This window comes from uncultured Tateyamaria sp. (genome assembly GCF_947494755.1).
Taxonomy (GTDB): Bacteria; Pseudomonadota; Alphaproteobacteria; order Rhodobacterales; family Rhodobacteraceae; genus Tateyamaria.
On record NZ_CANLVZ010000022.1, the window covers coordinates 1 to 17,728 of the forward strand.

The 17,728-nt window shown below is 59.1% G+C and carries 30 protein-coding genes; 27 read left to right on the forward strand and 3 right to left on the reverse strand.

Features of this window, described 5'->3' with window-relative positions:
• From Q0908_RS18840 to Q0908_RS18890, 11 genes are all read left to right on the forward strand, one after another.
• A partial coding sequence (locus Q0908_RS18840) for a hypothetical protein (protein WP_170782973.1) occupies positions 1 to 96 on the forward strand: 96 nt, incomplete at its 5' end.
• 153 nt (positions 97 to 249) lie between these two features.
• Positions 250 to 570, forward strand: a complete 321-nt coding sequence (rpsJ, locus tag Q0908_RS18845) for a 30S ribosomal protein S10 (protein ID WP_195819727.1) — start codon at positions 250 to 252, stop codon at positions 568 to 570.
• 14 nt (positions 571 to 584) lie between these two features.
• Positions 585 to 1,457 (forward strand): 50S ribosomal protein L3, encoded by an 873-nt coding sequence (rplC, locus tag Q0908_RS18850; protein WP_299288348.1) that lies wholly within the window; start codon positions 585 to 587, stop codon positions 1,455 to 1,457.
• Positions 1,454 to 2,071 (forward strand): 50S ribosomal protein L4, encoded by a 618-nt coding sequence (rplD, locus tag Q0908_RS18855; protein WP_299288350.1) that lies wholly within the window; start codon positions 1,454 to 1,456, stop codon positions 2,069 to 2,071. Before rplC ends, rplD begins: the two co-directional genes overlap by 4 nt.
• Positions 2,068 to 2,364, forward strand: a complete 297-nt coding sequence (locus Q0908_RS18860) for a 50S ribosomal protein L23 (protein WP_299288353.1) — start codon at positions 2,068 to 2,070, stop codon at positions 2,362 to 2,364. Before rplD ends, Q0908_RS18860 begins: the two co-directional genes overlap by 4 nt.
• Before the next feature lie 817 nt (positions 2,365 to 3,181).
• Positions 3,182 to 4,024, forward strand: coding sequence for a 50S ribosomal protein L2 (rplB, locus tag Q0908_RS18865; RefSeq protein WP_299146853.1), 843 nt, complete (start codon positions 3,182 to 3,184; stop codon positions 4,022 to 4,024).
• A gap of 3 nt (positions 4,025 to 4,027) precedes the next feature.
• Positions 4,028 to 4,306 carry a 30S ribosomal protein S19 gene (gene rpsS, locus Q0908_RS18870; RefSeq protein ID WP_025059469.1) on the forward strand — a complete coding sequence of 93 codons (279 nt, stop codon included), beginning with the start codon at positions 4,028 to 4,030 and terminating at the stop codon, positions 4,304 to 4,306.
• Positions 4,303 to 4,683 carry a 50S ribosomal protein L22 gene (rplV, locus tag Q0908_RS18875; protein WP_299146852.1) on the forward strand — a complete coding sequence of 127 codons (381 nt, stop codon included), beginning with the start codon at positions 4,303 to 4,305 and terminating at the stop codon, positions 4,681 to 4,683. Before rpsS ends, rplV begins: the two co-directional genes overlap by 4 nt.
• Positions 4,683 to 5,390, forward strand: a complete 708-nt coding sequence (rpsC, locus tag Q0908_RS18880) for a 30S ribosomal protein S3 (RefSeq protein WP_299288358.1) — start codon at positions 4,683 to 4,685, stop codon at positions 5,388 to 5,390. The genes rplV and rpsC overlap by 1 nt, the downstream gene beginning before the upstream one ends.
• A gap of 15 nt (positions 5,391 to 5,405) precedes the next feature.
• The gene (gene rplP, locus Q0908_RS18885; protein ID WP_299146850.1) at positions 5,406 to 5,819 is read left to right on the forward strand and encodes a 50S ribosomal protein L16; all 414 of its coding nucleotides are present in this window, start codon (positions 5,406 to 5,408) and stop codon (positions 5,817 to 5,819) included.
• A gap of 351 nt (positions 5,820 to 6,170) precedes the next feature.
• Complete coding sequence (locus Q0908_RS18890; RefSeq protein WP_299288362.1) at positions 6,171 to 6,530, forward strand: type II toxin-antitoxin system death-on-curing family toxin; 360 nt, start codon at positions 6,171 to 6,173, stop codon at positions 6,528 to 6,530.
• A gap of 268 nt (positions 6,531 to 6,798) precedes the next feature.
• Here the strand turns inward: Q0908_RS18890 and Q0908_RS18895 are convergent, their stop codons facing one another.
• A complete protein-coding gene (locus Q0908_RS18895) occupies positions 6,799 to 7,416 on the reverse strand; it encodes a TIGR02466 family protein (RefSeq protein WP_299288365.1) in 618 nt (205 codons plus the stop codon).
• A 307-nt stretch (positions 7,417 to 7,723) separates the two neighbouring features.
• Here Q0908_RS18895 and rpmC point away from each other — a divergent pair, with 307 nt between their 5' ends.
• The 11 genes from rpmC (at position 7,724) to rpmD (ending at position 12,000) form a co-directional block, all read left to right on the forward strand.
• Positions 7,724 to 7,924, forward strand: coding sequence for a 50S ribosomal protein L29 (gene rpmC, locus Q0908_RS18900; RefSeq protein WP_299146843.1), 201 nt, complete (start codon positions 7,724 to 7,726; stop codon positions 7,922 to 7,924).
• Positions 7,925 to 7,936: 12 nt separating this feature from the next.
• Complete coding sequence (gene rpsQ / locus Q0908_RS18905) at positions 7,937 to 8,167, forward strand: 30S ribosomal protein S17 (RefSeq protein WP_076628854.1); 231 nt, start codon at positions 7,937 to 7,939, stop codon at positions 8,165 to 8,167.
• A gap of 75 nt (positions 8,168 to 8,242) precedes the next feature.
• On the forward strand, positions 8,243 to 8,611 hold the full coding sequence (rplN, locus tag Q0908_RS18910) for a 50S ribosomal protein L14 (protein ID WP_113821507.1): 369 nt from the start codon (positions 8,243 to 8,245) through the stop codon (positions 8,609 to 8,611).
• Positions 8,611 to 8,916 carry a 50S ribosomal protein L24 gene (gene rplX, locus Q0908_RS18915; protein WP_299288370.1) on the forward strand — a complete coding sequence of 102 codons (306 nt, stop codon included), beginning with the start codon at positions 8,611 to 8,613 and terminating at the stop codon, positions 8,914 to 8,916. The genes rplN and rplX overlap by 1 nt, the downstream gene beginning before the upstream one ends.
• A complete protein-coding gene (gene rplE, locus Q0908_RS18920) occupies positions 8,916 to 9,479 on the forward strand; it encodes a 50S ribosomal protein L5 (RefSeq protein ID WP_299288373.1) in 564 nt (187 codons plus the stop codon). The genes rplX and rplE overlap by 1 nt, the downstream gene beginning before the upstream one ends.
• Positions 9,480 to 9,498: 19 nt before the next feature.
• Complete coding sequence (gene rpsN, locus Q0908_RS18925) at positions 9,499 to 9,804, forward strand: 30S ribosomal protein S14 (protein ID WP_299146835.1); 306 nt, start codon at positions 9,499 to 9,501, stop codon at positions 9,802 to 9,804.
• A 13-nt stretch (positions 9,805 to 9,817) separates the two neighbouring features.
• The gene (gene rpsH, locus Q0908_RS18930) at positions 9,818 to 10,210 is read left to right on the forward strand and encodes a 30S ribosomal protein S8 (RefSeq protein WP_299288376.1); all 393 of its coding nucleotides are present in this window, start codon (positions 9,818 to 9,820) and stop codon (positions 10,208 to 10,210) included.
• A 10-nt stretch (positions 10,211 to 10,220) separates the two neighbouring features.
• Positions 10,221 to 10,754, forward strand: coding sequence for a 50S ribosomal protein L6 (gene rplF / locus Q0908_RS18935; RefSeq protein WP_299288378.1), 534 nt, complete (start codon positions 10,221 to 10,223; stop codon positions 10,752 to 10,754).
• A gap of 11 nt (positions 10,755 to 10,765) precedes the next feature.
• Positions 10,766 to 11,125 carry a 50S ribosomal protein L18 gene (gene rplR, locus Q0908_RS18940; RefSeq protein WP_299288381.1) on the forward strand — a complete coding sequence of 120 codons (360 nt, stop codon included), beginning with the start codon at positions 10,766 to 10,768 and terminating at the stop codon, positions 11,123 to 11,125.
• Positions 11,126 to 11,227: 102 nt separating this feature from the next.
• Positions 11,228 to 11,806: a 30S ribosomal protein S5 gene (gene rpsE, locus Q0908_RS18945; protein ID WP_299146833.1), complete on the forward strand. Its 579-nt coding sequence runs from the start codon at positions 11,228 to 11,230 to the stop codon at positions 11,804 to 11,806.
• A gap of 5 nt (positions 11,807 to 11,811) precedes the next feature.
• The gene (gene rpmD, locus Q0908_RS18950; protein ID WP_299146832.1) at positions 11,812 to 12,000 is read left to right on the forward strand and encodes a 50S ribosomal protein L30; all 189 of its coding nucleotides are present in this window, start codon (positions 11,812 to 11,814) and stop codon (positions 11,998 to 12,000) included.
• Positions 12,001 to 12,060: 60 nt separating this feature from the next.
• Here rpmD and Q0908_RS18955 read toward each other — a convergent pair whose 3' ends face one another.
• Complete coding sequence (locus Q0908_RS18955; RefSeq protein WP_299288385.1) at positions 12,061 to 12,708, reverse strand: hypothetical protein; 648 nt, start codon at positions 12,706 to 12,708, stop codon at positions 12,061 to 12,063.
• 181 nt (positions 12,709 to 12,889) lie between these two features.
• Between Q0908_RS18955 and Q0908_RS18960 the strand changes: the two genes are divergently transcribed.
• Positions 12,890 to 13,540, forward strand: coding sequence for a DsbA family protein (locus Q0908_RS18960; RefSeq protein WP_299288388.1), 651 nt, complete (start codon positions 12,890 to 12,892; stop codon positions 13,538 to 13,540).
• Here Q0908_RS18960 and Q0908_RS18965 read toward each other — a convergent pair.
• Positions 13,479 to 14,189, reverse strand: a complete 711-nt coding sequence (locus tag Q0908_RS18965; protein WP_299288391.1) for a hypothetical protein — start codon at positions 14,187 to 14,189, stop codon at positions 13,479 to 13,481. The genes Q0908_RS18960 and Q0908_RS18965 overlap by 62 nt on opposite strands.
• A 364-nt stretch (positions 14,190 to 14,553) precedes the next feature.
• Here Q0908_RS18965 and rplO point away from each other — a divergent pair, with 364 nt between their 5' ends.
• The 4 genes from rplO (at position 14,554) to Q0908_RS18985 (ending at position 17,480) form a co-directional block, all read left to right on the forward strand.
• Positions 14,554 to 15,024, forward strand: a complete 471-nt coding sequence (gene rplO, locus Q0908_RS18970; protein WP_299288394.1) for a 50S ribosomal protein L15 — start codon at positions 14,554 to 14,556, stop codon at positions 15,022 to 15,024.
• A 115-nt stretch (positions 15,025 to 15,139) separates the two neighbouring features.
• Positions 15,140 to 16,504: a preprotein translocase subunit SecY gene (gene secY, locus Q0908_RS18975; RefSeq protein ID WP_299288397.1), complete on the forward strand. Its 1,365-nt coding sequence runs from the start codon at positions 15,140 to 15,142 to the stop codon at positions 16,502 to 16,504.
• Positions 16,505 to 16,527: 23 nt separating this feature from the next.
• Complete coding sequence (locus Q0908_RS18980; RefSeq protein ID WP_299288400.1) at positions 16,528 to 17,178, forward strand: adenylate kinase; 651 nt, start codon at positions 16,528 to 16,530, stop codon at positions 17,176 to 17,178.
• Entirely contained in the window at positions 17,175 to 17,480 is a 306-nt protein-coding gene (locus Q0908_RS18985) for a hypothetical protein (protein ID WP_299288402.1), read from the forward strand. The genes Q0908_RS18980 and Q0908_RS18985 overlap by 4 nt, the downstream gene beginning before the upstream one ends.
• Positions 17,481 to 17,728: the final 248 nt, after the last annotated feature.

Here is a 17,728-nt window from a genome sequence, read left to right on the forward strand (position 1 = left end):
ATCGCGCCGATCGCGATGGAGCAGGGCCTGCGCTTTGCGATCCGCGAAGGCGGCCGCACTGTTGGTGCCGGCGTGGTATCCAAGATTACCGAGTAAACGGTTGCGAGGCGGAGGACACCTCCGCCTTACGCGCCCAAACGTAAGGCGGATCTCGATCCGCCCTGCACCGAAAAAACAGACGCGACGAGGGGTGTCGATGAGCGACGCTCCTCCTCTCCGTTAAGAGCCCCGAGTAAGGGAACGCACATCATGGCCGTTCAAAGCCAAAACATCCGCATTCGCCTCAAGGCGTTTGACTATCGTGTGCTGGATGCCTCCACACAAGAGATCGTCAACACCGCCAAACGCACAGGCGCGTCCGTCCGTGGGCCCATCCCACTGCCGAACAAGATCGAAAAATTCACCGTTCTGCGTGGCCCCCACGTCGACAAGAAATCCCGTGACCAGTTCGAGATCCGCACGCACAAGCGTCTGCTCGACATCGTTGATCCGACCCCCCAGACCGTGGACGCGCTGATGAAGCTCGACCTCGCCGCTGGTGTGGATGTCGAGATCAAACTGCAATCGTAAAGGAGGGTACATCCATGTTGCGCTCTGGAATTCTCGCAAAGAAAGTCGGCATGACCCGGCTGTTCATGGAAGACGGCAAGCAGGTTCCTGTTACCGTTCTTCAACTGGACGGTCTGCAGGTCGTTGGCCAACGGACATCGGACAAGGACGGCTACACCGCTGTAACGCTTGGGGCGGGTTCGCCCAAGGTCAAGCGCGTCAGCCAAGCCATGCGCGGCCACTTCGCCGCACAGAAAGTGGAACCCAAGCGCAAGTTGGTCGAGTTCCGCGTGACCGAAGACAACCTGATCAATGTGGGCGAGGAAATTATCGCCGACCACTACTTTGAGGGGCAGTTCGTCGACGTGACCGGCACCTCTATCGGTAAGGGTTTTGCCGGTGCCATGAAACGCCACAACTTCGGCGGTCTCCGGGCCAGCCACGGTGTGTCGATTTCGCACCGCTCGCATGGCTCGACCGGTCAGTGTCAGGATCCCGGCAAAGTCTTCAAAGGCAAGAAGATGGCGGGCCACATGGGTGCCGCCAAGGTGACCACGCAAAACCTTCAGGTTGTGCGCACCGATGCCGACCGTGGTCTGATCATGATCAAGGGTGCCGTCCCCGGATCGAAAGGGGGCTGGGTCACCGTCAAGGATGCGGTCAAAAAGCCGTTCCCCGAAAACGCGATCCTGCCCGCCGCTCTGAAATCTGCCCGCGAAGAAGCCGCCAAAGCCGCTGAAGAAGCTGCTGCAGCCGCCGCCGCAGAGGCCGAAGCCGAAGCAAAACGTCTTGCCGAAGAGCAGGCCGCTGCCGAAGCCGAAGCGCTTAAAGCCGCCGAAGCCGACATCGCTGCTGACAAGGCCGACGATGCGGGCGACGCGCCCGAGAACAAGGAAGGTGACGCATGAAACTCGATGTCATCAAACTAGACGGCGGCAAGGCCGGTTCTGTCGATCTGGACGAGGCCCTGTTTGGCCTCGAGCCACGCGCAGACATCCTGCACCGCGTCGTCCGCTGGCAGCGTAACAACGCCCAGGCCGGCACGCACAAGGTCAAGACGCGGTCCGAAGTGAAATACTCGACCAAGAAGATCTATCGCCAAAAAGGCACCGGCGGCGCACGCCACGGTGCCCGCTCGGCCCCGATCTTCCGCGGTGGTGGTGTCTACAAGGGTCCGGTTGTGCGCAGCCACGGTCATGACCTGCCCAAGAAGTTCCGCAAGCTCGGTCTGCGTCACGCGCTGTCCGCCAAAATGGCGGCGGGTGAGTTGGTCATCATCGAGGATGCGGCCACCACGGGTAAAACTGCCGCTCTGGCCAAGCAGGTCAAGGATCTGGGCTGGAAACGCGCGCTGGTCATTGACGGCGCATCCGTGAACGAGGATTTCCTCGCCGCATCGCGCAACATCGAAGGTCTGGACATCCTGCCGACGATGGGCGCCAACGTATACGATATCCTGAAACGTGACACGCTCGTGATCACCAAAGCAGGGATCGAAGCACTGGAGGCTCGCCTGAAATGAGTGCCAAGGCAGAACATTACGACGTGATCCGCAAGCCGGTCATCACCGAAAAGGCCACTATGGCGTCCGAAAACGGCGCGATCGTGTTCGAAGTGGCGATGGACAGCAACAAGCCGATGATCAAAGAGGCCGTCGAGGCCCTGTTTGGGGTCAAGGTTAAGGCCGTGAACACGACCATCACCAAAGGCAAAGTCAAACGCTTCCGCGGCGCGTTGGGCAAGCGCAAGGACGTCAAGAAGGCGTATGTGACGCTTGAAGAAGGCAACACGATTGACGTGAGTACCGGGCTTTGATTGGTGGTGGGCAAATTGCCCACCTTACGGTAAGAAGGAGAGGCCTCGCTTTTTCGGCGGGCCTCTTTTTTAATGACCACTAATCTGTTTGCTAAGACGTTTGAAACAGGTCGCTTCGATCCCAAGAGTAGAACTTGTGATTGTACAGTAGCCGTAATCGGTAAGACCATCGTTTGACTCAAGTCCAATTCCGGACTCAATTACGTCAATACCGTTCAACGTTTGGACGATTTTTTCGCTTTGTTCATCATACGTGTCGATTTGGACGGCTTCGTTTCCGTTTTGCCATTTGTATGCTGACACAAAATGACCAGTGCCCCCATAAAAGTCCTGTCGGCAGCCTGACTTGCTCACAAGAGTGAAGTTGCGTCCGTCGGGAGCAATATGGTAGCTACACGTCCCGAACGAATGCCAGTTCGCAGCACTGGCGGGGTTACAGATTATGAGCGCGACTATCAAATTTCGAAGTCTCATTTTTGATCTACGTCTATACGCTTTTCATCTTATATTTTTCATCAAGCGCATTATTCGTACAGAGGTCAACGGTTTGTTCGCAGAACCATCAGGCGGTTTTGTTACGCAGTGGACAGATTGCTAAGAAAGATATGGGTCGATGGCCCTTATTGGAGGGTTGACGGTGTGGGGGTGCTGCCTTACCAGACCCCATCGACACCGCCCCGGATTCGTCCGGGGCTTTGTCTTTGGCTGTAAGGCGGATGCATCATCCGCCCGCCGCCACCTCACTTCGGGCACCTACGGGGGCCTATAACCATCGTGGCCCACATGGCCGCGCACAGCAAAACGGAAGACAGCAATCATGGCACTCAAGTCGTATAAGCCGACGACGCCGGGCCAGCGTGGGCTGGTACTGATCGACCGTTCGGAGCTTTGGAAAGGCCGCCCGGTCAAGTCTCTCACTGAGGGTTTGACCAAGAATGGCGGACGGAACAACACCGGACGGATCACGATGCGCCGCAAAGGCGGGGGCGCGAAACGCCTCTATCGGATCGTCGATTTTCGTCGCAACAAAATGGATGTCTCGGCTACGGTCGAACGCATCGAATATGATCCCAACCGGACCGCGTTCATCGCGCTGGTGAAATACGATGATGGCGAGCAGGCCTATATCCTTGCCCCTCAGCGTCTGGCGGTCGGTGACAAGATCATCTCCTCCCAAAAGGCGGATATCAAACCCGGTAACGCAATGCCGTTCCAGGGGATGCCCATTGGGACAATCATTCACAACATCGAGCTGAAGCCCGGCAAGGGTGGTCAGATCGCGCGCGCCGCTGGCACCTATGCCCAGTTCGTGGGCCGCGACGGGGGCTATGCCCAGATCCGTCTGTCCTCGGGCGAGCTGCGTCTGGTCCGTCAGGAATGCATGGCCACCGTTGGTGCCGTGTCCAACCCAGACAACAGCAACCAGAACTACGGTAAAGCGGGCCGCATGCGTCACAAGGGCATCCGCCCGTCTGTGCGTGGTGTCGTCATGAACCCGATCGACCACCCCCACGGTGGTGGTGAAGGGCGCACATCGGGTGGTCGCCACCCAGTGTCCCCATGGGGCAAGCCCACCAAGGGTGCCCGCACCCGCAACAAGAACAAAGCGTCGCAAAAGCTGATCATCCGCTCGCGTCACGCCAAGAAAAAGGGGCGCTGATAGATGTCTCGTTCTGTTTGGAAAGGTCCGTTCGTCGACAGCTATGTGCTGAAGAAGGCGGAAGCGTCGCGCGAGAGCGGGCGCAACGAAGTGATCAAGATCTGGTCGCGCCGCTCCACCATTCTGCCCCAGTTCGTGGGTCTGACCTTTGGGGTGTATAACGGCCACAAGCATATTCCCGTGAACGTGTCCGAAGAGATGATCGGCCAGAAGTTCGGTGAATATTCGCCCACGCGGACCTATTACGGTCACGCCGCTGACAAGAAGGCGAAACGCAAATGAGCAAGGACAAGAACCCACGCCGCGTGGCGGACAACGAAGCAATGGCCAAGACCCGTATGCTGCGCACGTCCCCGCAAAAGCTGAACCTCGTGGCTCAGCTGATCCGTGGCAAGAAGGTGGACAAGGCCCTGACCGACCTCACCTTCTCGAAAAAGCGCATCGCGCAGGACGTCAAGAAGTGCCTGCAATCCGCGATCGCCAATGCTGAAAACAACCACAACCTGGATGTCGACGAGCTGATCGTCGCCGAAGCCTGGGTTGGCAAGAACCTGACCATGAAACGTGGGCGTCCCCGGGCGCGCGGCCGTTTCGGCAAGATCATGAAGCCGTTCGCCGAAATCACGATCAAAGTGCGTCAAGTCGAGGAGCAAGCCTGATGGGTAACAAAGTCAATCCGATTGGCATGCGCCTGCAGGTGAACCGCACCTGGGACAGCCGCTGGTATGCCGACACCAAGGATTACGGTGATCTTCTGCTCGAAGATCTGAAAATCCGTGATTTCATCAAGACCGAGTGCAAGCAGGCCGGTGTGGCCCGTGTGATCATCGAACGGCCTCACAAGAAGTGCCGTGTCACGATCCACACAGCCCGCCCCGGTGTCATCATCGGCAAGAAAGGTGCGGACATCGAAGGTCTGCGCAAGAAGCTGGCGAACCTGACCGACTCTGAGTTGCACCTCAACATCGTTGAAGTCCGCAAGCCCGAGCTGGATGCCGCCCTTGTGGGTGAAAGCATCGCCCAACAGCTTGAGCGTCGGGTGTCCTTCCGCCGCGCCATGAAGCGCGCGGTGCAGAACGCCATGCGCATGGGTGCCCTGGGCATCCGCGTGAACGTCGCGGGCCGCCTTGGCGGCGCCGAAATCGCGCGGACCGAGTGGTATCGCGAGGGTCGCGTGCCTTTGCACACCCTGCGTGCCGACATCGATTACGCACACGTCGAGGCGTCGACCGCCTATGGTATCATCGGGATCAAGACCTGGATCTTCAAAGGTGAAATCATGGAGCACGACCCCCAGGCGCGTGACCGTAAAGCACAGGAACTCCAGGACGGCCCAGCACCTCGCGGTGCAGGCGGTCGTCGTTGATCGGAGGGCATTTAGATGCTTCAACCAAAGCGTACCAAATTCCGCAAACAGTTTAAGGGCTCGATCAAGGGTCTGGCAAAGGGCGGGTCCGACCTGAACTTTGGCACCTATGGTCTCAAGGCGCTTGAGCCTGAGCGGGTCACCGCCCGTCAGATCGAAGCGGCGCGTCGTGCCATGACCCGTCACATGAAACGTCAGGGCCGGGTGTGGATCCGGATTTTCCCGGACGTGCCCGTGACGGCCAAGCCCATCGAAGTGCGTATGGGTAAAGGTAAGGGCTCGGTCGACCGTTGGGCGGCCAAGGTCAAACCCGGTCGCGTGATGTTCGAAATCGATGGCGTGAACGACGACATCGCCCGCGAGGCCCTGCGCCTTGCGGCGATGAAGTTGCCGATCAAAACCCGCGTTGTGGTCCGCGAGGACTGGTAATTGGTGGGCCGATTGCCTACCCTACGAATGTGGTTGATAGCCCCTGGTGTGAAAGCGCCTGGGGTTATTTTGTTCTTTAGACAAACATATTGCGCAACAGGGTCTAGATACCTTTATAAGAGGTAATTCTTTCAACGCGGTTGTTTGCGATGCCACAACTTAAGAAATCTGCAGTCAAGGGTGGTACGGTCGTGCGTGACGCTCGTTCAGGTAGGTTCGTATCTGTGCAAAGCTCTGGAAAGACGTCGAGATCCGGTCCGAAATCGATGACGGCAGCCAAGCTAGTGACAGCCAAACGCCGGGACGCCTTGAAGAGGTTGGCCGATCGCTAGGCGCCACTATAAGCTAACTTTGGCCGATGCTTTTCTGGCTCATGACGAGGCTTTAAGGTATGGTGGTCGACCCGGCGTTTCGAGTTTACATCTCATTCAGTCAGCTTTGGGCCGTCCCTACTCCGGTTATCACCCGAAGATTGCAGCCAAGGCTGCTGCTACATTGCATAGTTGCGTCAGCAACCATGGATTTGTCGATGGCAACAAGCGGACAGCATGGATATTGACGGAACTACTCATTGAGCGCAGCGGCTACTCTCTGAACATTCCGGACGACGAGCCAATTGATGATCTGGTTGTCGCTGTCGCAGCGGGCGAGGTTGACTTCTCGGACTTGGAGGACTGGTTTCAGGCGAGGTTGGTACGCTCTCGATACTGACCCGAATAATTTGGCGATCGGACAAGTATTGCGATTTGCTGATAGACACGCCGCGGCACACGACTTGGTACGAGCCAGATTTTCGACTCAAGTGGTCTTTGGTCTAGGTAGGTTCCAATCGGGCCAAATCTATCTGCAGTGGGCACCGCTGAACCCGACCCGCAGCGTTAAGGACTGCCAGCAACGAGAGAAAGAAGGGCAGTGACAACTTAGGTTTTCAAGTATGAGCTATGAATTAACATCGACTATATAGGCATGACGTGCGCCGTCACTCCCACCCATAATTGAACGACACCGACACCCGCTCATCCTCGGCCATGTTCATCGGCACCTCGTGGCGCAGCCAGCTTTCCCACAGCAGCACATCGCCCACCGCCGGTTTGGCATAGTGGAACTGGCGCAACTCCTCGGGCGCATCCTTTGTGCGCCCCGGCGCGGCCATCATCATCGGCAGCCGCGGGTCCTCGAGTTTCAGCGCGCTGGTCCCCTCGGGCATCGCCACATAGGTCGTGCCCGAAATCACCGAATGAGGGTGGATGTGGCCGGTGTGGATGCCGCCTTCGGGCAGGATGTTGATCCAGATCGAGTCCAGCACCAGTGTTTTGTCCCCCAGATCGAAGGCCAACTCGCGGGCAAAGGCGGCGACATGCGCGTCCAGCGCCTTGACCAGATCGCCAAAGATCGGGAACCGCCACGGCAGGTCGGTCAGCGACGCATAAGAGGTGTAGCCGGGATAGCCCTGCGCCTCGCACCAGTCGTGCCCCGCCTCGTCATCTTCGGCAATGCCATAGCAGTTGCGCTCCAGCTCGGTCGGATCGACCTTGGGCGCGAACTCGGACAGGGCGGCATGATAGAGGCGGGTGGCGAAGAGGGATGTGATTTTCATGCGGTCTCCTTAGCGCAGCGCGCACCGCCGGGCCAGAGTGCGCAGTCGATCGGAATGGAGTAAAAACCCATGCCGAGCCCCTGCGGTGCGCGGGGCGCACGTGGTAGGCGGGATGGACGTTTTCAATATATATGGTAGGTGCCTCCGCCGCGCCCGACGGACCAGCGCACAGCCTTATGTTTCTTTACAAAACAGGGGTTGCTATGCGTCCGCACCCCTCATATACGGCCCCTCTATCATCCACTCCACGGGAATCAGGGTGACGCCGTTTTGGTGGCCCGCTCGTGATGTTGAAAGGAACAGGCGCATGAACGCCCAAGAACTTCGGGACAAGACCCCGGACCAGCTTCGTGATGAACTGGCAAACCTGAAAAAAGAAGCCTTCAACCTGCGTTTCCAGCAGGCCACGGGTCAGCTTGAGAACTCCGCGCGTCTGCGTGGTGCCCGTCGTGATGCCGCACGCGTCAAGACGATCCTCAACGAACTTGCCGCCAAAGCGGCCGAATAAGGAGAGCATGACATGCCAAAGCGTATCCTGTCTGGCGTCGTGACCTCCGACGCAAACGCCCAAACCGTGACCGTGTCTGTCGAGCGTCGCTTTACGCACCCGGTTCTGAAAAAGACCATTCGTAAGTCCAAGAAATACCGGGCGCACGACGAACAGAACGCGTTCAAGGTCGGCGACACCGTTCGTATCATCGAATGTGCGCCCAAGTCGAAAACGAAACGTTGGGAAGTGCTTGAGGCGTAAGTCGGCACTTTGCTGCATTAATCGAAACCCTGGGGATCAGGCACGCATCGCCCCCCAAAGGTCGGGAGAAACCAAATGATCCAGATGCAAACCAACCTGGATGTTGCTGACAACAGCGGCGCGCGCCGTGTTCAGTGCATCAAGGTCCTGGGTGGTTCCAAGCGTAAATACGCTTCGGTCGGCGACGTTATCGTCGTGTCCGTCAAGGAAGCCATCCCACGTGGTCGCGTAAAGAAAGGGGACGTCCGCAAGGCCGTCGTCGTGCGCACCGCCAAGGAAGTCCGCCGCGACGATGGCACCGCCATCCGTTTTGACCGCAACGCGGCCGTGATCCTGAACAACAACAACGAACCTGTTGGCACCCGGATCTTTGGCCCCGTAGTGCGCGAGTTGCGCGGCAAGAACTTCATGAAAATCATCTCGCTGGCTCCGGAGGTGCTCTGATGGCTGCGAAACTCAAAAAAGGCGACAAGGTCGTCATGCTCACGGGCAAGGACAAGGGCAAAGAGGGCACGATTTCCTCGATCAACCCCAAAGCGAACAAGGCCGTCGTTGATGGGCTGAACATCGCGATCCGCGCCACCCGTCAAACCCAGGAAAGCCAAGGCGGCCGCATCCCCAAAGCGATGCCCGTTGATCTTTCCAACCTCGCGCTGCTGGATGCCAATGGCAAAGCCACACGCGTCGGTTTCAAAATGGACGGCAACAAGAAAGTGCGCTTTGCCAAGACAACAGGGGATGTGATCTGATGCTCGACACTGCAACCTACACCCCCCGCCTCAAGGCCGTTTACAAGGACACGATCCGCGCGGCCATGAAAGAAGAGTTCGGCTACAAGAACGACATGCAGATCCCGCGTCTGGACAAGATCGTCCTGAACATTGGCTGCGGTGCCGAGGCCGTGCGCGACAGCAAGAAAGCCAAATCCGCTCAGGAAGACCTGACCGCGATCGCAGGCCAGAAGGCGCTGACCACCGTTGCCAAGAAATCCATCGCGGGTTTCCGGGTGCGTGAGGACATGCCCCTTGGTGCCAAGGTGACCTTGCGCGGCGACCGGATGTATGAATTCCTGGACCGTCTGATCACCATTGCGATGCCCCGTATCCGTGACTTCCGCGGCATTTCGGGCAAATCCTTTGACGGGCGTGGCAACTACGCCATGGGCCTCAAGGAACACCTCGTCTTTCCCGAGATCGACTTTGACAAGATCGACGAAAACTGGGGGATGGACATCGTGATCGCGACCACGTCCCAGACTGATGCGGAAGCAAAAGCCTTGCTCAAGCATTTCAACATGCCCTTCAACTCGTAAGCGCGAAGAGGAAAAAGATATGGCTAAAAAATCCATGATCGCGCGCGAAGTGAAGCGCGAAAAGCTGGTGAAAAAGTACGCGGCCAAGCGTGCCGAGCTCAAAGCAATCATCAGCGACGAAACCAAACCGATGGAAGAGCGTTTCCGCGCCTCGCTGAAGCTGGCAAAACTGCCCCGCAACAGCAGCGCCGTGCGTCTTCACAATCGTTGCCAACTGACCGGTCGTCCGCATGCGTATTACCGCAAGCTGAAAATCAGCCGGATCGCGCTGCGGGAACTCGGCTCTGCCGGGCAAATCCCCGGCATGGTCAAGTCAAGCTGGTAAGGGAGAGAGAGTTATGACCGATCCTATCGCAGATATGCTCACCCGCATCCGCAACAGCCAGATGCGCGGCAAGTCCGTGGTGACGACGCCTGCGTCAAAACTGCGCGTGCGCGTGCTCGAAGTGCTGGCGGACGAAGGTTACATTCGTGGCTTTGAAGAAACCAAAGGCGAGGATGGCCACCCCGCCATCGAGATCAGCCTGAAGTACTACGAAGGCGAACCTGTCATTCGCGAACTGAAGCGGGTCTCCAAACCCGGTCGTCGCGTTTACATGGGCGTCAATGACATCCCGTCGGTCCGTCAGGGCCTGGGCGTGTCGATTGTCTCCACCTCCAAAGGTGTGATGTCGGATGCAAACGCACGCAGCCAGAATGTTGGCGGCGAAGTGCTTTGCACGATCTTCTAAGGAGAAGCAGATGTCTCGTATTGGTAAAAAACCGGTCGATCTGCCCTCGGGTGTGACCGCATCCGTCTCTGGTCAGATGATCGAAGTCAAAGGCCCCAAAGGCACGCGTTCGTTCAAGGCGACGGACGATGTGACCCTTGCGGTCGAAGACGGCACCGTTTCCATCACGCCACGCGGCAAGTCCAAGCGCGCGCGCCAGCAGTGGGGCATGAGCCGCACAATGGTCGCGAACCTGGTCACCGGTGTCACGGACGGTTTCAAGAAAGAGCTGGAAATCCAGGGCGTCGGCTACCGGGCTCAGATGCAGGGCAACACCCTGAAACTGAACCTTGGCCTGTCGCACGATGTGGATTACACGCCGCCCGCCGGTGTCACCGTCACAGCCCCCAAGCAGACCGAAATCGTCGTCGAAGGTATCGACGAGCAGTTGGTCGGCCAAGTGGCTGCAAACATCCGCGAGTGGCGCAAGCCCGAGCCCTACAAGGGCAAAGGCATCCGCTATAAAGGCGAATTTATCTTCCGTAAGGAAGGCAAGAAGAAGTAAGGACCAGACAGATGGCAAATAGCAAACGGACCCTGTTCCTCAAGCGCCGCCTGCGCGTCCGGAACAAACTTCGCCGCGTGAATGCAGGGCGTCCGCGCCTGAGCGTGCACCGCAGCAACAAGAACATCAGCGTGCAGCTGATCGACGACGTCAACGGCGTGACACTCGCCTCGGCCTCGACCCTCGAAAAGGGTCTGGGCGTTGTGGGCAAGAACAACGTCGAGGCCGCCACCAAAGTGGGCGAGGCAATCGCGGAGCGCGCCAAGAAGGCGGGCGTGTCCGAAGCGTATTTCGACCGCGGCGGCTTCCTCTTTCACGGCAAGGTCAAGGCAGTTGCCGATGCCGCGCGTGAAGGTGGTTTGAAAATCTAAAGACTTGCGGGTCGCGTTCGCGCGGCCCCGATGATCCGGGGGCATCTGCCCACTTGGATCGACGTTAACTGGCGCAAGCCACCCTGAACAAAGGATGCCTCCATGGCAGAACGTGACAACAATCGCCGGGGCAACCGTCGCGACCGCGACGAAACCCCAGAATTCGCCGATCGCCTGGTCGCGATCAACCGCGTCTCCAAGACCGTCAAGGGTGGTAAGCGCTTCGGCTTTGCCGCGCTCGTCGTCGTTGGCGATCAAAAGGGCCGCGTCGGCTTTGGCAAAGGCAAGGCGAAAGAGGTCCCCGAGGCCATTCGCAAAGCCACAGAGCAAGCCAAGCGCCAGATGATCCGCGTGCAACTGCGCGAAGGCCGCACGCTGCACCACGACATGGAAGGGCGCCACGGTGCCGGTAAAGTCGTGATGCGCACCGCCCCTGAGGGAACCGGGATCATCGCCGGTGGTCCAATGCGGGCCGTGTTCGAAATGCTGGGCGTCAAGGACGTTGTGTCCAAGTCGATCGGCTCGCAAAACCCTTACAACATGATCCGTGCCACCATGGACGGCCTGCGCAAAGAGCAGTCGCCCCGTGGTGTCGCCCAACGCCGTGGCAAGAAAGTCGCTGACATTCTGCCGAAGCGTGACGAAGCACCTGCCGCCGAAGCGGCCACCGAGGAGGCCTGAGACCCATGGCAAAAACCATCGTCGTCAAACAGATCGGCTCCCCCATCCGTCGCCCCGCCAAACAGCGCGCGACACTAGTGGGCCTGGGCCTGAACAAAATGCACAAAACCCGCGAACTCGAAGACACCCCTTCGGTGCGCGGCATGGTGCGTTCGATCTCGCACATGGTTGAGATCATCGAAGAAAAAGGCTGAGACGGGCCGGGGCGGAGGACACCTCCGCCTTACAACTTCACGCCAAAGACGCCGCGCACCTCAATGCGCGGCGTTTTTCGTATAGCGCCGGATAAAGATCGGGGCAGGGGCGCTGCGTGCCCGCCCGAGCAGGATCGCCGCCACGATCCCGCCGTTCAAAACAAACAGATACAGCGGATAGGCCAGCAGCACCCAGTAGACCTGTCCAACTGCGATCATGGCCAGTCCCGCCGCCACCCAGGATGTCAGCCACATGCTCAGCGTCTCACTTTGTGGCGCGCGGTAGGCTTTCAGGATCGTCACCGACCCGCCCATCAGCGAAATGGTGATCGTGATCGCCAGCGCATAGACGGCCGTGTCCGTCAGCGCCCAGATCACGAGCCCGGTTGCCGCCGCCCAGAGCACCCCCGCATCGGCCTTTGTTACGAAATTGCCCGTCCCGTAGCGCACCGAGAGCAGGAAGATCGTAATCGTCCCGCCGACCTGAATGGTCGCAAACCAGAGCGATGCCTGCGCGCCCTCGTAAGCTTGCGAGGCCAACGCAATACTGCCCAGCACCGACCAGATCAGCCAAGACGTGCGTTGGGGCTGTGTCCGCCCGGCGAGTGTGTCGCGGGCGTAAGGTAGGTAGGCAAAGATGCTGAGGAGCGCCGAGGCGATACCAATAAGACGCAGGACGGGCGCGTCTTGAAACAGGGCTTCAAGCAAATTCAGTCTCCGGGGCGATGCGATCCGCCTGTGAGCGGATGGGAAAAGGGGGTGCCGAAGAATATCGCTCGGCGTTGGATCTATGGGTTTGAAACTACGGCGAAGCACCGCCTTGCGCGAGTCTGGTTTTCCATACCGTAGACGGGTTTCGGTTTCCAACCCGCGCCTCTAGTCTCGGGCTATGTCCGAGCTGATCTATTACTATTCCGCCCATTCCGCCTTTGCCTATCTTGGCTCTGCGCGGGTGATGCAGATCTGCGCCGCCCATGGGCTGACCCTGGTGCATCGCCCCATTCCGCTGTCCCCGGTGGTCGAGGCGCAAGGCAGTCTGCCGTTCCGGGATCGCACCCAAGCCCATGTCGATTACTTCTTTGGTCGAGAGATCGAGCGGTGGGCCGAGGTGCGCGACGTGCCGGTCATGTCCGCGCGCCCGACCTATCACGATGCGGACTACACGCTAGCCAGTGCGATGATCCTCGCCCTCGGGGATCGGGGGGATGCTGTCGATGCCTTTGCTCATGCGGTGCTGCGCGCCCATTGGCTGAATGATGCGGATTTGTCAGATGCGGCGACACTCAGCGCGCTTGCGAGCGCCTTGGGGCATGACACGGATGATCTGATCGCCGCCGCGCGCCACCCCGACATGGCGGCGCGATATGCCCAAAACGCGGACGACGCGCGCGTTGCGGGTGTTATGGGGTCACCGACATATGTGCTGAAGGGCGAGATGTTTTACGGGCAGGATCGGCTTGAGATGCTCGAACGCGCGATCACGCGCCCTTTTGCGCCGTCCCGCTGGTCGAACCCGCCGGTGCACGATCCAAAGACCTGATCGACATCGTTAGCGTGCGGCGCATGGCGCTGTCCATCCGCTCTACCTGCGGCGCGCGTTTGCGGCCCAGGACCATCGCCAGCATGATCGCCGCTGACAGGGCCATGACGTAAAGCGGATAGGCCAGCAGCAACCAATCGAGTTGCCCAACCGACACGGCCGCCAATGCAGATGCCACAAAGAACGCGGCCCATGTCGCCATGGTTTCGGAGCCCGGATCGGCGTAGGCTTTCTTCATCGTGAGCACGCCGCCCATGGCCGACATGCTGATCGTCACCATCATCGCGTAGGCCGCCGTTTCCATTTCGGCCCACAGCCAGATACCGATGGCCGTGGCGGTCAGCACCTGACTGTCCTCGGTGTCAAAGCCGCGCCGTTCGCCCCGCCAAAAGGTCAAGCCGCAGATGAGAACCGTGCCGGCGGTCTGCATCGCGGCAAACCCCAACGAGGCCTGCGCCCCCTCATAGGTCTGGGACAGCAGCGAGACCGCGCTGAGCAGGGCCCAGATCAGCCAGGACGACCGTTCGGGGCGTGTGCGTCCGGCAAGGATGTCGCGGATATAGGGCCAGAACGCATAGACACTCAGCACCGCAGCGGCGAGGCCGGCTCGCTGCAAAACAGCACTGTTTGCGAGGGCGTCTTGGAACACGGCGGTGGTCTCCGGGGGCCTGTGGGTCTGCTTGATGCGCCGATTGAGGGCGTCGTTGAAATTTGCTTACATCCGAAAGGGCGGTTGGGGAAGCACGCAAATGACTATTCGCGTAGGGGTAGTTGGAAAATATAGGGGTTGGACTCGATAGCGAGCGCATATCTGGGCCACAGGTTCGGAGTGATGGGGACGTTGACGCGGACGTAGACCATCTGGCGAGATCACCCCGAAACGCGCCCTTGATCCGGTATCGCACCGCGTCTATACGCCTGTCGGTGGACATCACGTCCACAAGAATCAAAACCAAGAAACGCCGCGTTCACCCATTCCGCTTCGGGGGTGGTTCCGGCTTAGGAGAAGCGACATGAAACTGCACGAACTCAGCGACAATCCAGGCGCCACCAAACCCCGCAAACGCGTGGGCCGTGGTCCCGGCTCCGGCACCGGTAAGATGGGTGGCCGTGGTATCAAAGGTCAGAAATCCCGCTCGGGTGTAGCCATCAACGGTTACGAAGGCGGCCAGATGCCTTTGTACCAACGTCTGCCCAAGCGTGGCTTTAACAAGCCCAACCGCAAGGCGTTCGCTGTAATCAACCTCGGCCTGATCCAGAAATTCATCGATGCGGGCAAGCTCGACGCGAAATCCGCCATCACCGAAGATGCGCTGATCGCCTCTGGCCTCGTGCGTCGCAAACTGGACGGCATCCGCGTTCTGGCCAAGGGCGAGATCACAAGCAAAGTTGATCTGAGTGTGACCGGTGCGTCCAAATCCGCAGTGGAAGCTGTGGAAAAAGCCGGCGGCACACTGTCCGTCGCTGCGGCAGCCGCTGAGTAAGCCGATAAACACGCCTTGTGAGCCGCGCATCTGCGGCTTACATAGGGCTTAGTTTTCCTCACGCCGCCCGCTGGAAAACCGGCAGGGCGGCGGTTTGCCAAAGGACACCACCCCAATGGTATCAGCCGTCGAGAATATGGCCGCCAACACGAGCTGGAGCGCTCTGGGCAAGGCCACGGACCTGCGCAACCGCATCCTGTTCACACTCGGTCTGCTGATCGTCTATCGTCTGGGCACCTTCATCCCCGTTCCGGGTATCGATGGCGCGGCCCTGCGTGAGTTCATGGAGCAGGCGGGTCAGGGCATCGGCGGCATGGTGTCCATGTTCACCGGCGGTGCGCTTGGTCGGATGGGCATTTTCGCCCTCGGGATCATGCCCTATATCTCCGCCTCGATCATCGTACAGCTTCTGACCTCAATGGTCCCCAAGCTCGAACAGCTGAAGAAAGAGGGCGAGCAGGGGCGCAAGAAGATCAACCAATATACCCGTTACGGCACCGTGGCGCTGGCGACGTTGCAGGCTTACGGCCTTGCCGTTTCGCTGGAATCCGGTGATCTTGTCACCGACCCGGGCATGTTCTTCCGCATGTCCTGCCTGATCACGCTTGTGGGCGGTACGATGTTCCTGATGTGGCTGGGTGAGCAAATCACAGCACGCGGCATCGGCAATGGTATTTCGCTGATCATCTTCGTCGGCATCATTGCCGAAGTGCCCGCCGCCATCGCGCAGTTCTTTGCCTCTGGCCGGTCGGGCGCGATCAGCCCTGCGGTCATCATTGGCGTCCTGGTGATGGTCATCGCGACCATCATGTTTGTGGTGTTCATGGAGCGCGCGTTGCGCAAGATCCATATCCAGTATCCTCGCCGTCAGGTGGGCATGAAGGTTTATGATGGCGGGTCCTCGCACCTGCCGGTCAAGGTGAACCCGGCGGGCGTGATCCCGGCGATCTTCGCCTCATCGCTGCTGTTGCTGCCGGTCACGATCTCGACCTTCTCGGGCAACTCCACCAGTCCGATCATGTCATGGCTGCTGGCGAACTTCGGCCCCGGCCAGCCGCTCTACCTGCTGTTCTTTGTCGCGATGATCGTGTTCTTTGCCTATTTCTACACGTTCAATGTCAGCTTCAAACCCGATGATGTGGCCGACAATCTCAAGAACCAGAACGGCTTTGTGCCCGGTATTCGCCCCGGCAAGAAGACGTCCGAATATCTGGAATATGTGGTCAATCGTGTTCTGGTGCTCGGCTCGGCCTATCTGGCCGCCGTCTGTATCCTGCCCGAAATCCTGCGCGGTCAGTTTGCCATTCCGTTCTACTTCGGCGGCACGTCGGTCCTGATTGTCGTGTCGGTCACAATGGACACGATCCAACAGGTTCAAAGCCACCTTCTGGCCCACCAGTACGAAGGCCTGATCGAGAAATCGCAACTGCGCGGCAAAGGCTCAAAAGGGCGCCGTAAACGGAGCCCGGTGCGCCGCTAAGCGATCCGGTCTGGGGGAAGACAATGAACTTAATCCTGTTGGGCCCACCCGGTGCGGGCAAAGGCACGCAAGCGCGGTTTCTTGTTGAAGAACGCGGCATGGTGCAACTGTCGACCGGTGACATGCTGCGCGCGGCCAAGGACTCGGGCACCGAAATGGGCCAGATCGTTGCGGACGTCATGGCGCGTGGGGCACTGGTGACGGACGAGATCGTGATTGGCCTGATCCGCGAGCAGCTTGAAACGGTTGAGGCAAGCGGGTTCATCTTTGACGGCTTCCCACGCACCTTGGCCCAAGCCGACGCCCTGAACGATCTGCTGGCCGAAAAGGGTCAGGCCCTTGATGCAGTCATCGAGATGGAAGTGGATGACGAAGCACTCGTGGCGCGCATCACCGCGCGCGCGACCTGCGGAGCGTGCGGTGAGGTCTATAACGACAACACCAAGCCGATCCCGGCGGATGGCAAATGCACCAATTGCGGGGCTGAAAACCAGTTCAAACGGCGGGCCGACGACAACGAAGAGTCGCTGCGCACCCGGCTGATGGAATACTACAAGAAGACCTCGCCGCTGATCGGCTACTACTATGCCAAGGGCCAGCTCTCCAAGATCGATGGGCTGGGGAGTATGGATGGGGTGAAGGCAGCAATTGCTGGAGTGCTCGACAATACGTGAGTCAGTTGATTGTTGATCGGTTGGCCGCGTGTCTGGAGCGAATGGCAGATGTTGCGATTGAGCACGACCGTGGCCAAGCTCTGACGTTTCCGGCACTTGCTTCTGGCGGGTTTACCATCTCGTTGCGTCGGGACGATGATGCCGCTGAATTTACGATTACGACAGACCATTGGCATGGGCATTATTCTGATCCGATTGATGCAGTATTGATGTTCGTGCAGTCGCTGACGCCGTTGGTGCGCGAGAAAACAGTCTTTCGAGGAAAAGTCTTGGCCTACTGCATGGCTGCAGAAGGAAGTTGATGGCGAGTTCCTGTCGGGCGAAATGCTGGGTATGATCATTGTTCCATTCTGGCGTGCGAAGCGGACCAGTTATCGACAGAACGATGTTCTGAGTGACGCTCAGGCGCAGGAAATCGAAGAGGAAGTTCTAAGAAGTGTGTCAGAGGCTTGACGCCTCCCGGATCAAAGCCTAAGTCACCCCATCTCTAACGAGAATCAAAGGCCGGAACGCGTCCGGCCAGATCACCTGATCAGCGGCAAGCCCGGGG

What these genes read in the sequence shown, in the direction of transcription:
- rpsJ (WP_195819727.1), top strand. Translation starts at nt 250, where the DNA reads ATGGCCGTTCAAAGCCAAAACATCCGCATTCGCCTCAAGGCGTTTGAC.
- rplC (WP_299288348.1), top strand. Translation starts at nt 585, where the DNA reads ATGTTGCGCTCTGGAATTCTCGCAAAGAAAGTCGGCATGACCCGGCTG.
- rplD (WP_299288350.1), top strand. Translation starts at nt 1,454, where the DNA reads ATGAAACTCGATGTCATCAAACTAGACGGCGGCAAGGCCGGTTCTGTC.
- Q0908_RS18860 (WP_299288353.1), top strand. Translation starts at nt 2,068, where the DNA reads ATGAGTGCCAAGGCAGAACATTACGACGTGATCCGCAAGCCGGTCATC.
- rplB (WP_299146853.1), top strand. Translation starts at nt 3,182, where the DNA reads ATGGCACTCAAGTCGTATAAGCCGACGACGCCGGGCCAGCGTGGGCTG.
- rpsS (WP_025059469.1), top strand. Translation starts at nt 4,028, where the DNA reads ATGTCTCGTTCTGTTTGGAAAGGTCCGTTCGTCGACAGCTATGTGCTG.
- rplV (WP_299146852.1), top strand. Translation starts at nt 4,303, where the DNA reads ATGAGCAAGGACAAGAACCCACGCCGCGTGGCGGACAACGAAGCAATG.
- rpsC (WP_299288358.1), top strand. Translation starts at nt 4,683, where the DNA reads ATGGGTAACAAAGTCAATCCGATTGGCATGCGCCTGCAGGTGAACCGC.
- rplP (WP_299146850.1), top strand. Translation starts at nt 5,406, where the DNA reads ATGCTTCAACCAAAGCGTACCAAATTCCGCAAACAGTTTAAGGGCTCG.
- Q0908_RS18895 (WP_299288365.1), bottom strand. Translation starts at nt 7,416, where the DNA reads ATGAAAATCACATCCCTCTTCGCCACCCGCCTCTATCATGCCGCCCTG.
- rpmC (WP_299146843.1), top strand. Translation starts at nt 7,724, where the DNA reads ATGAACGCCCAAGAACTTCGGGACAAGACCCCGGACCAGCTTCGTGAT.
- rpsQ (WP_076628854.1), top strand. Translation starts at nt 7,937, where the DNA reads ATGCCAAAGCGTATCCTGTCTGGCGTCGTGACCTCCGACGCAAACGCC.
- rplN (WP_113821507.1), top strand. Translation starts at nt 8,243, where the DNA reads ATGATCCAGATGCAAACCAACCTGGATGTTGCTGACAACAGCGGCGCG.
- rplX (WP_299288370.1), top strand. Translation starts at nt 8,611, where the DNA reads ATGGCTGCGAAACTCAAAAAAGGCGACAAGGTCGTCATGCTCACGGGC.
- rplE (WP_299288373.1), top strand. Translation starts at nt 8,916, where the DNA reads ATGCTCGACACTGCAACCTACACCCCCCGCCTCAAGGCCGTTTACAAG.
- rpsN (WP_299146835.1), top strand. Translation starts at nt 9,499, where the DNA reads ATGGCTAAAAAATCCATGATCGCGCGCGAAGTGAAGCGCGAAAAGCTG.
- rpsH (WP_299288376.1), top strand. Translation starts at nt 9,818, where the DNA reads ATGACCGATCCTATCGCAGATATGCTCACCCGCATCCGCAACAGCCAG.
- rplF (WP_299288378.1), top strand. Translation starts at nt 10,221, where the DNA reads ATGTCTCGTATTGGTAAAAAACCGGTCGATCTGCCCTCGGGTGTGACC.
- rplR (WP_299288381.1), top strand. Translation starts at nt 10,766, where the DNA reads ATGGCAAATAGCAAACGGACCCTGTTCCTCAAGCGCCGCCTGCGCGTC.
- rpsE (WP_299146833.1), top strand. Translation starts at nt 11,228, where the DNA reads ATGGCAGAACGTGACAACAATCGCCGGGGCAACCGTCGCGACCGCGAC.
- rpmD (WP_299146832.1), top strand. Translation starts at nt 11,812, where the DNA reads ATGGCAAAAACCATCGTCGTCAAACAGATCGGCTCCCCCATCCGTCGC.
- Q0908_RS18960 (WP_299288388.1), top strand. Translation starts at nt 12,890, where the DNA reads ATGTCCGAGCTGATCTATTACTATTCCGCCCATTCCGCCTTTGCCTAT.
- rplO (WP_299288394.1), top strand. Translation starts at nt 14,554, where the DNA reads ATGAAACTGCACGAACTCAGCGACAATCCAGGCGCCACCAAACCCCGC.
- secY (WP_299288397.1), top strand. Translation starts at nt 15,140, where the DNA reads ATGGTATCAGCCGTCGAGAATATGGCCGCCAACACGAGCTGGAGCGCT.
- Q0908_RS18980 (WP_299288400.1), top strand. Translation starts at nt 16,528, where the DNA reads ATGAACTTAATCCTGTTGGGCCCACCCGGTGCGGGCAAAGGCACGCAA.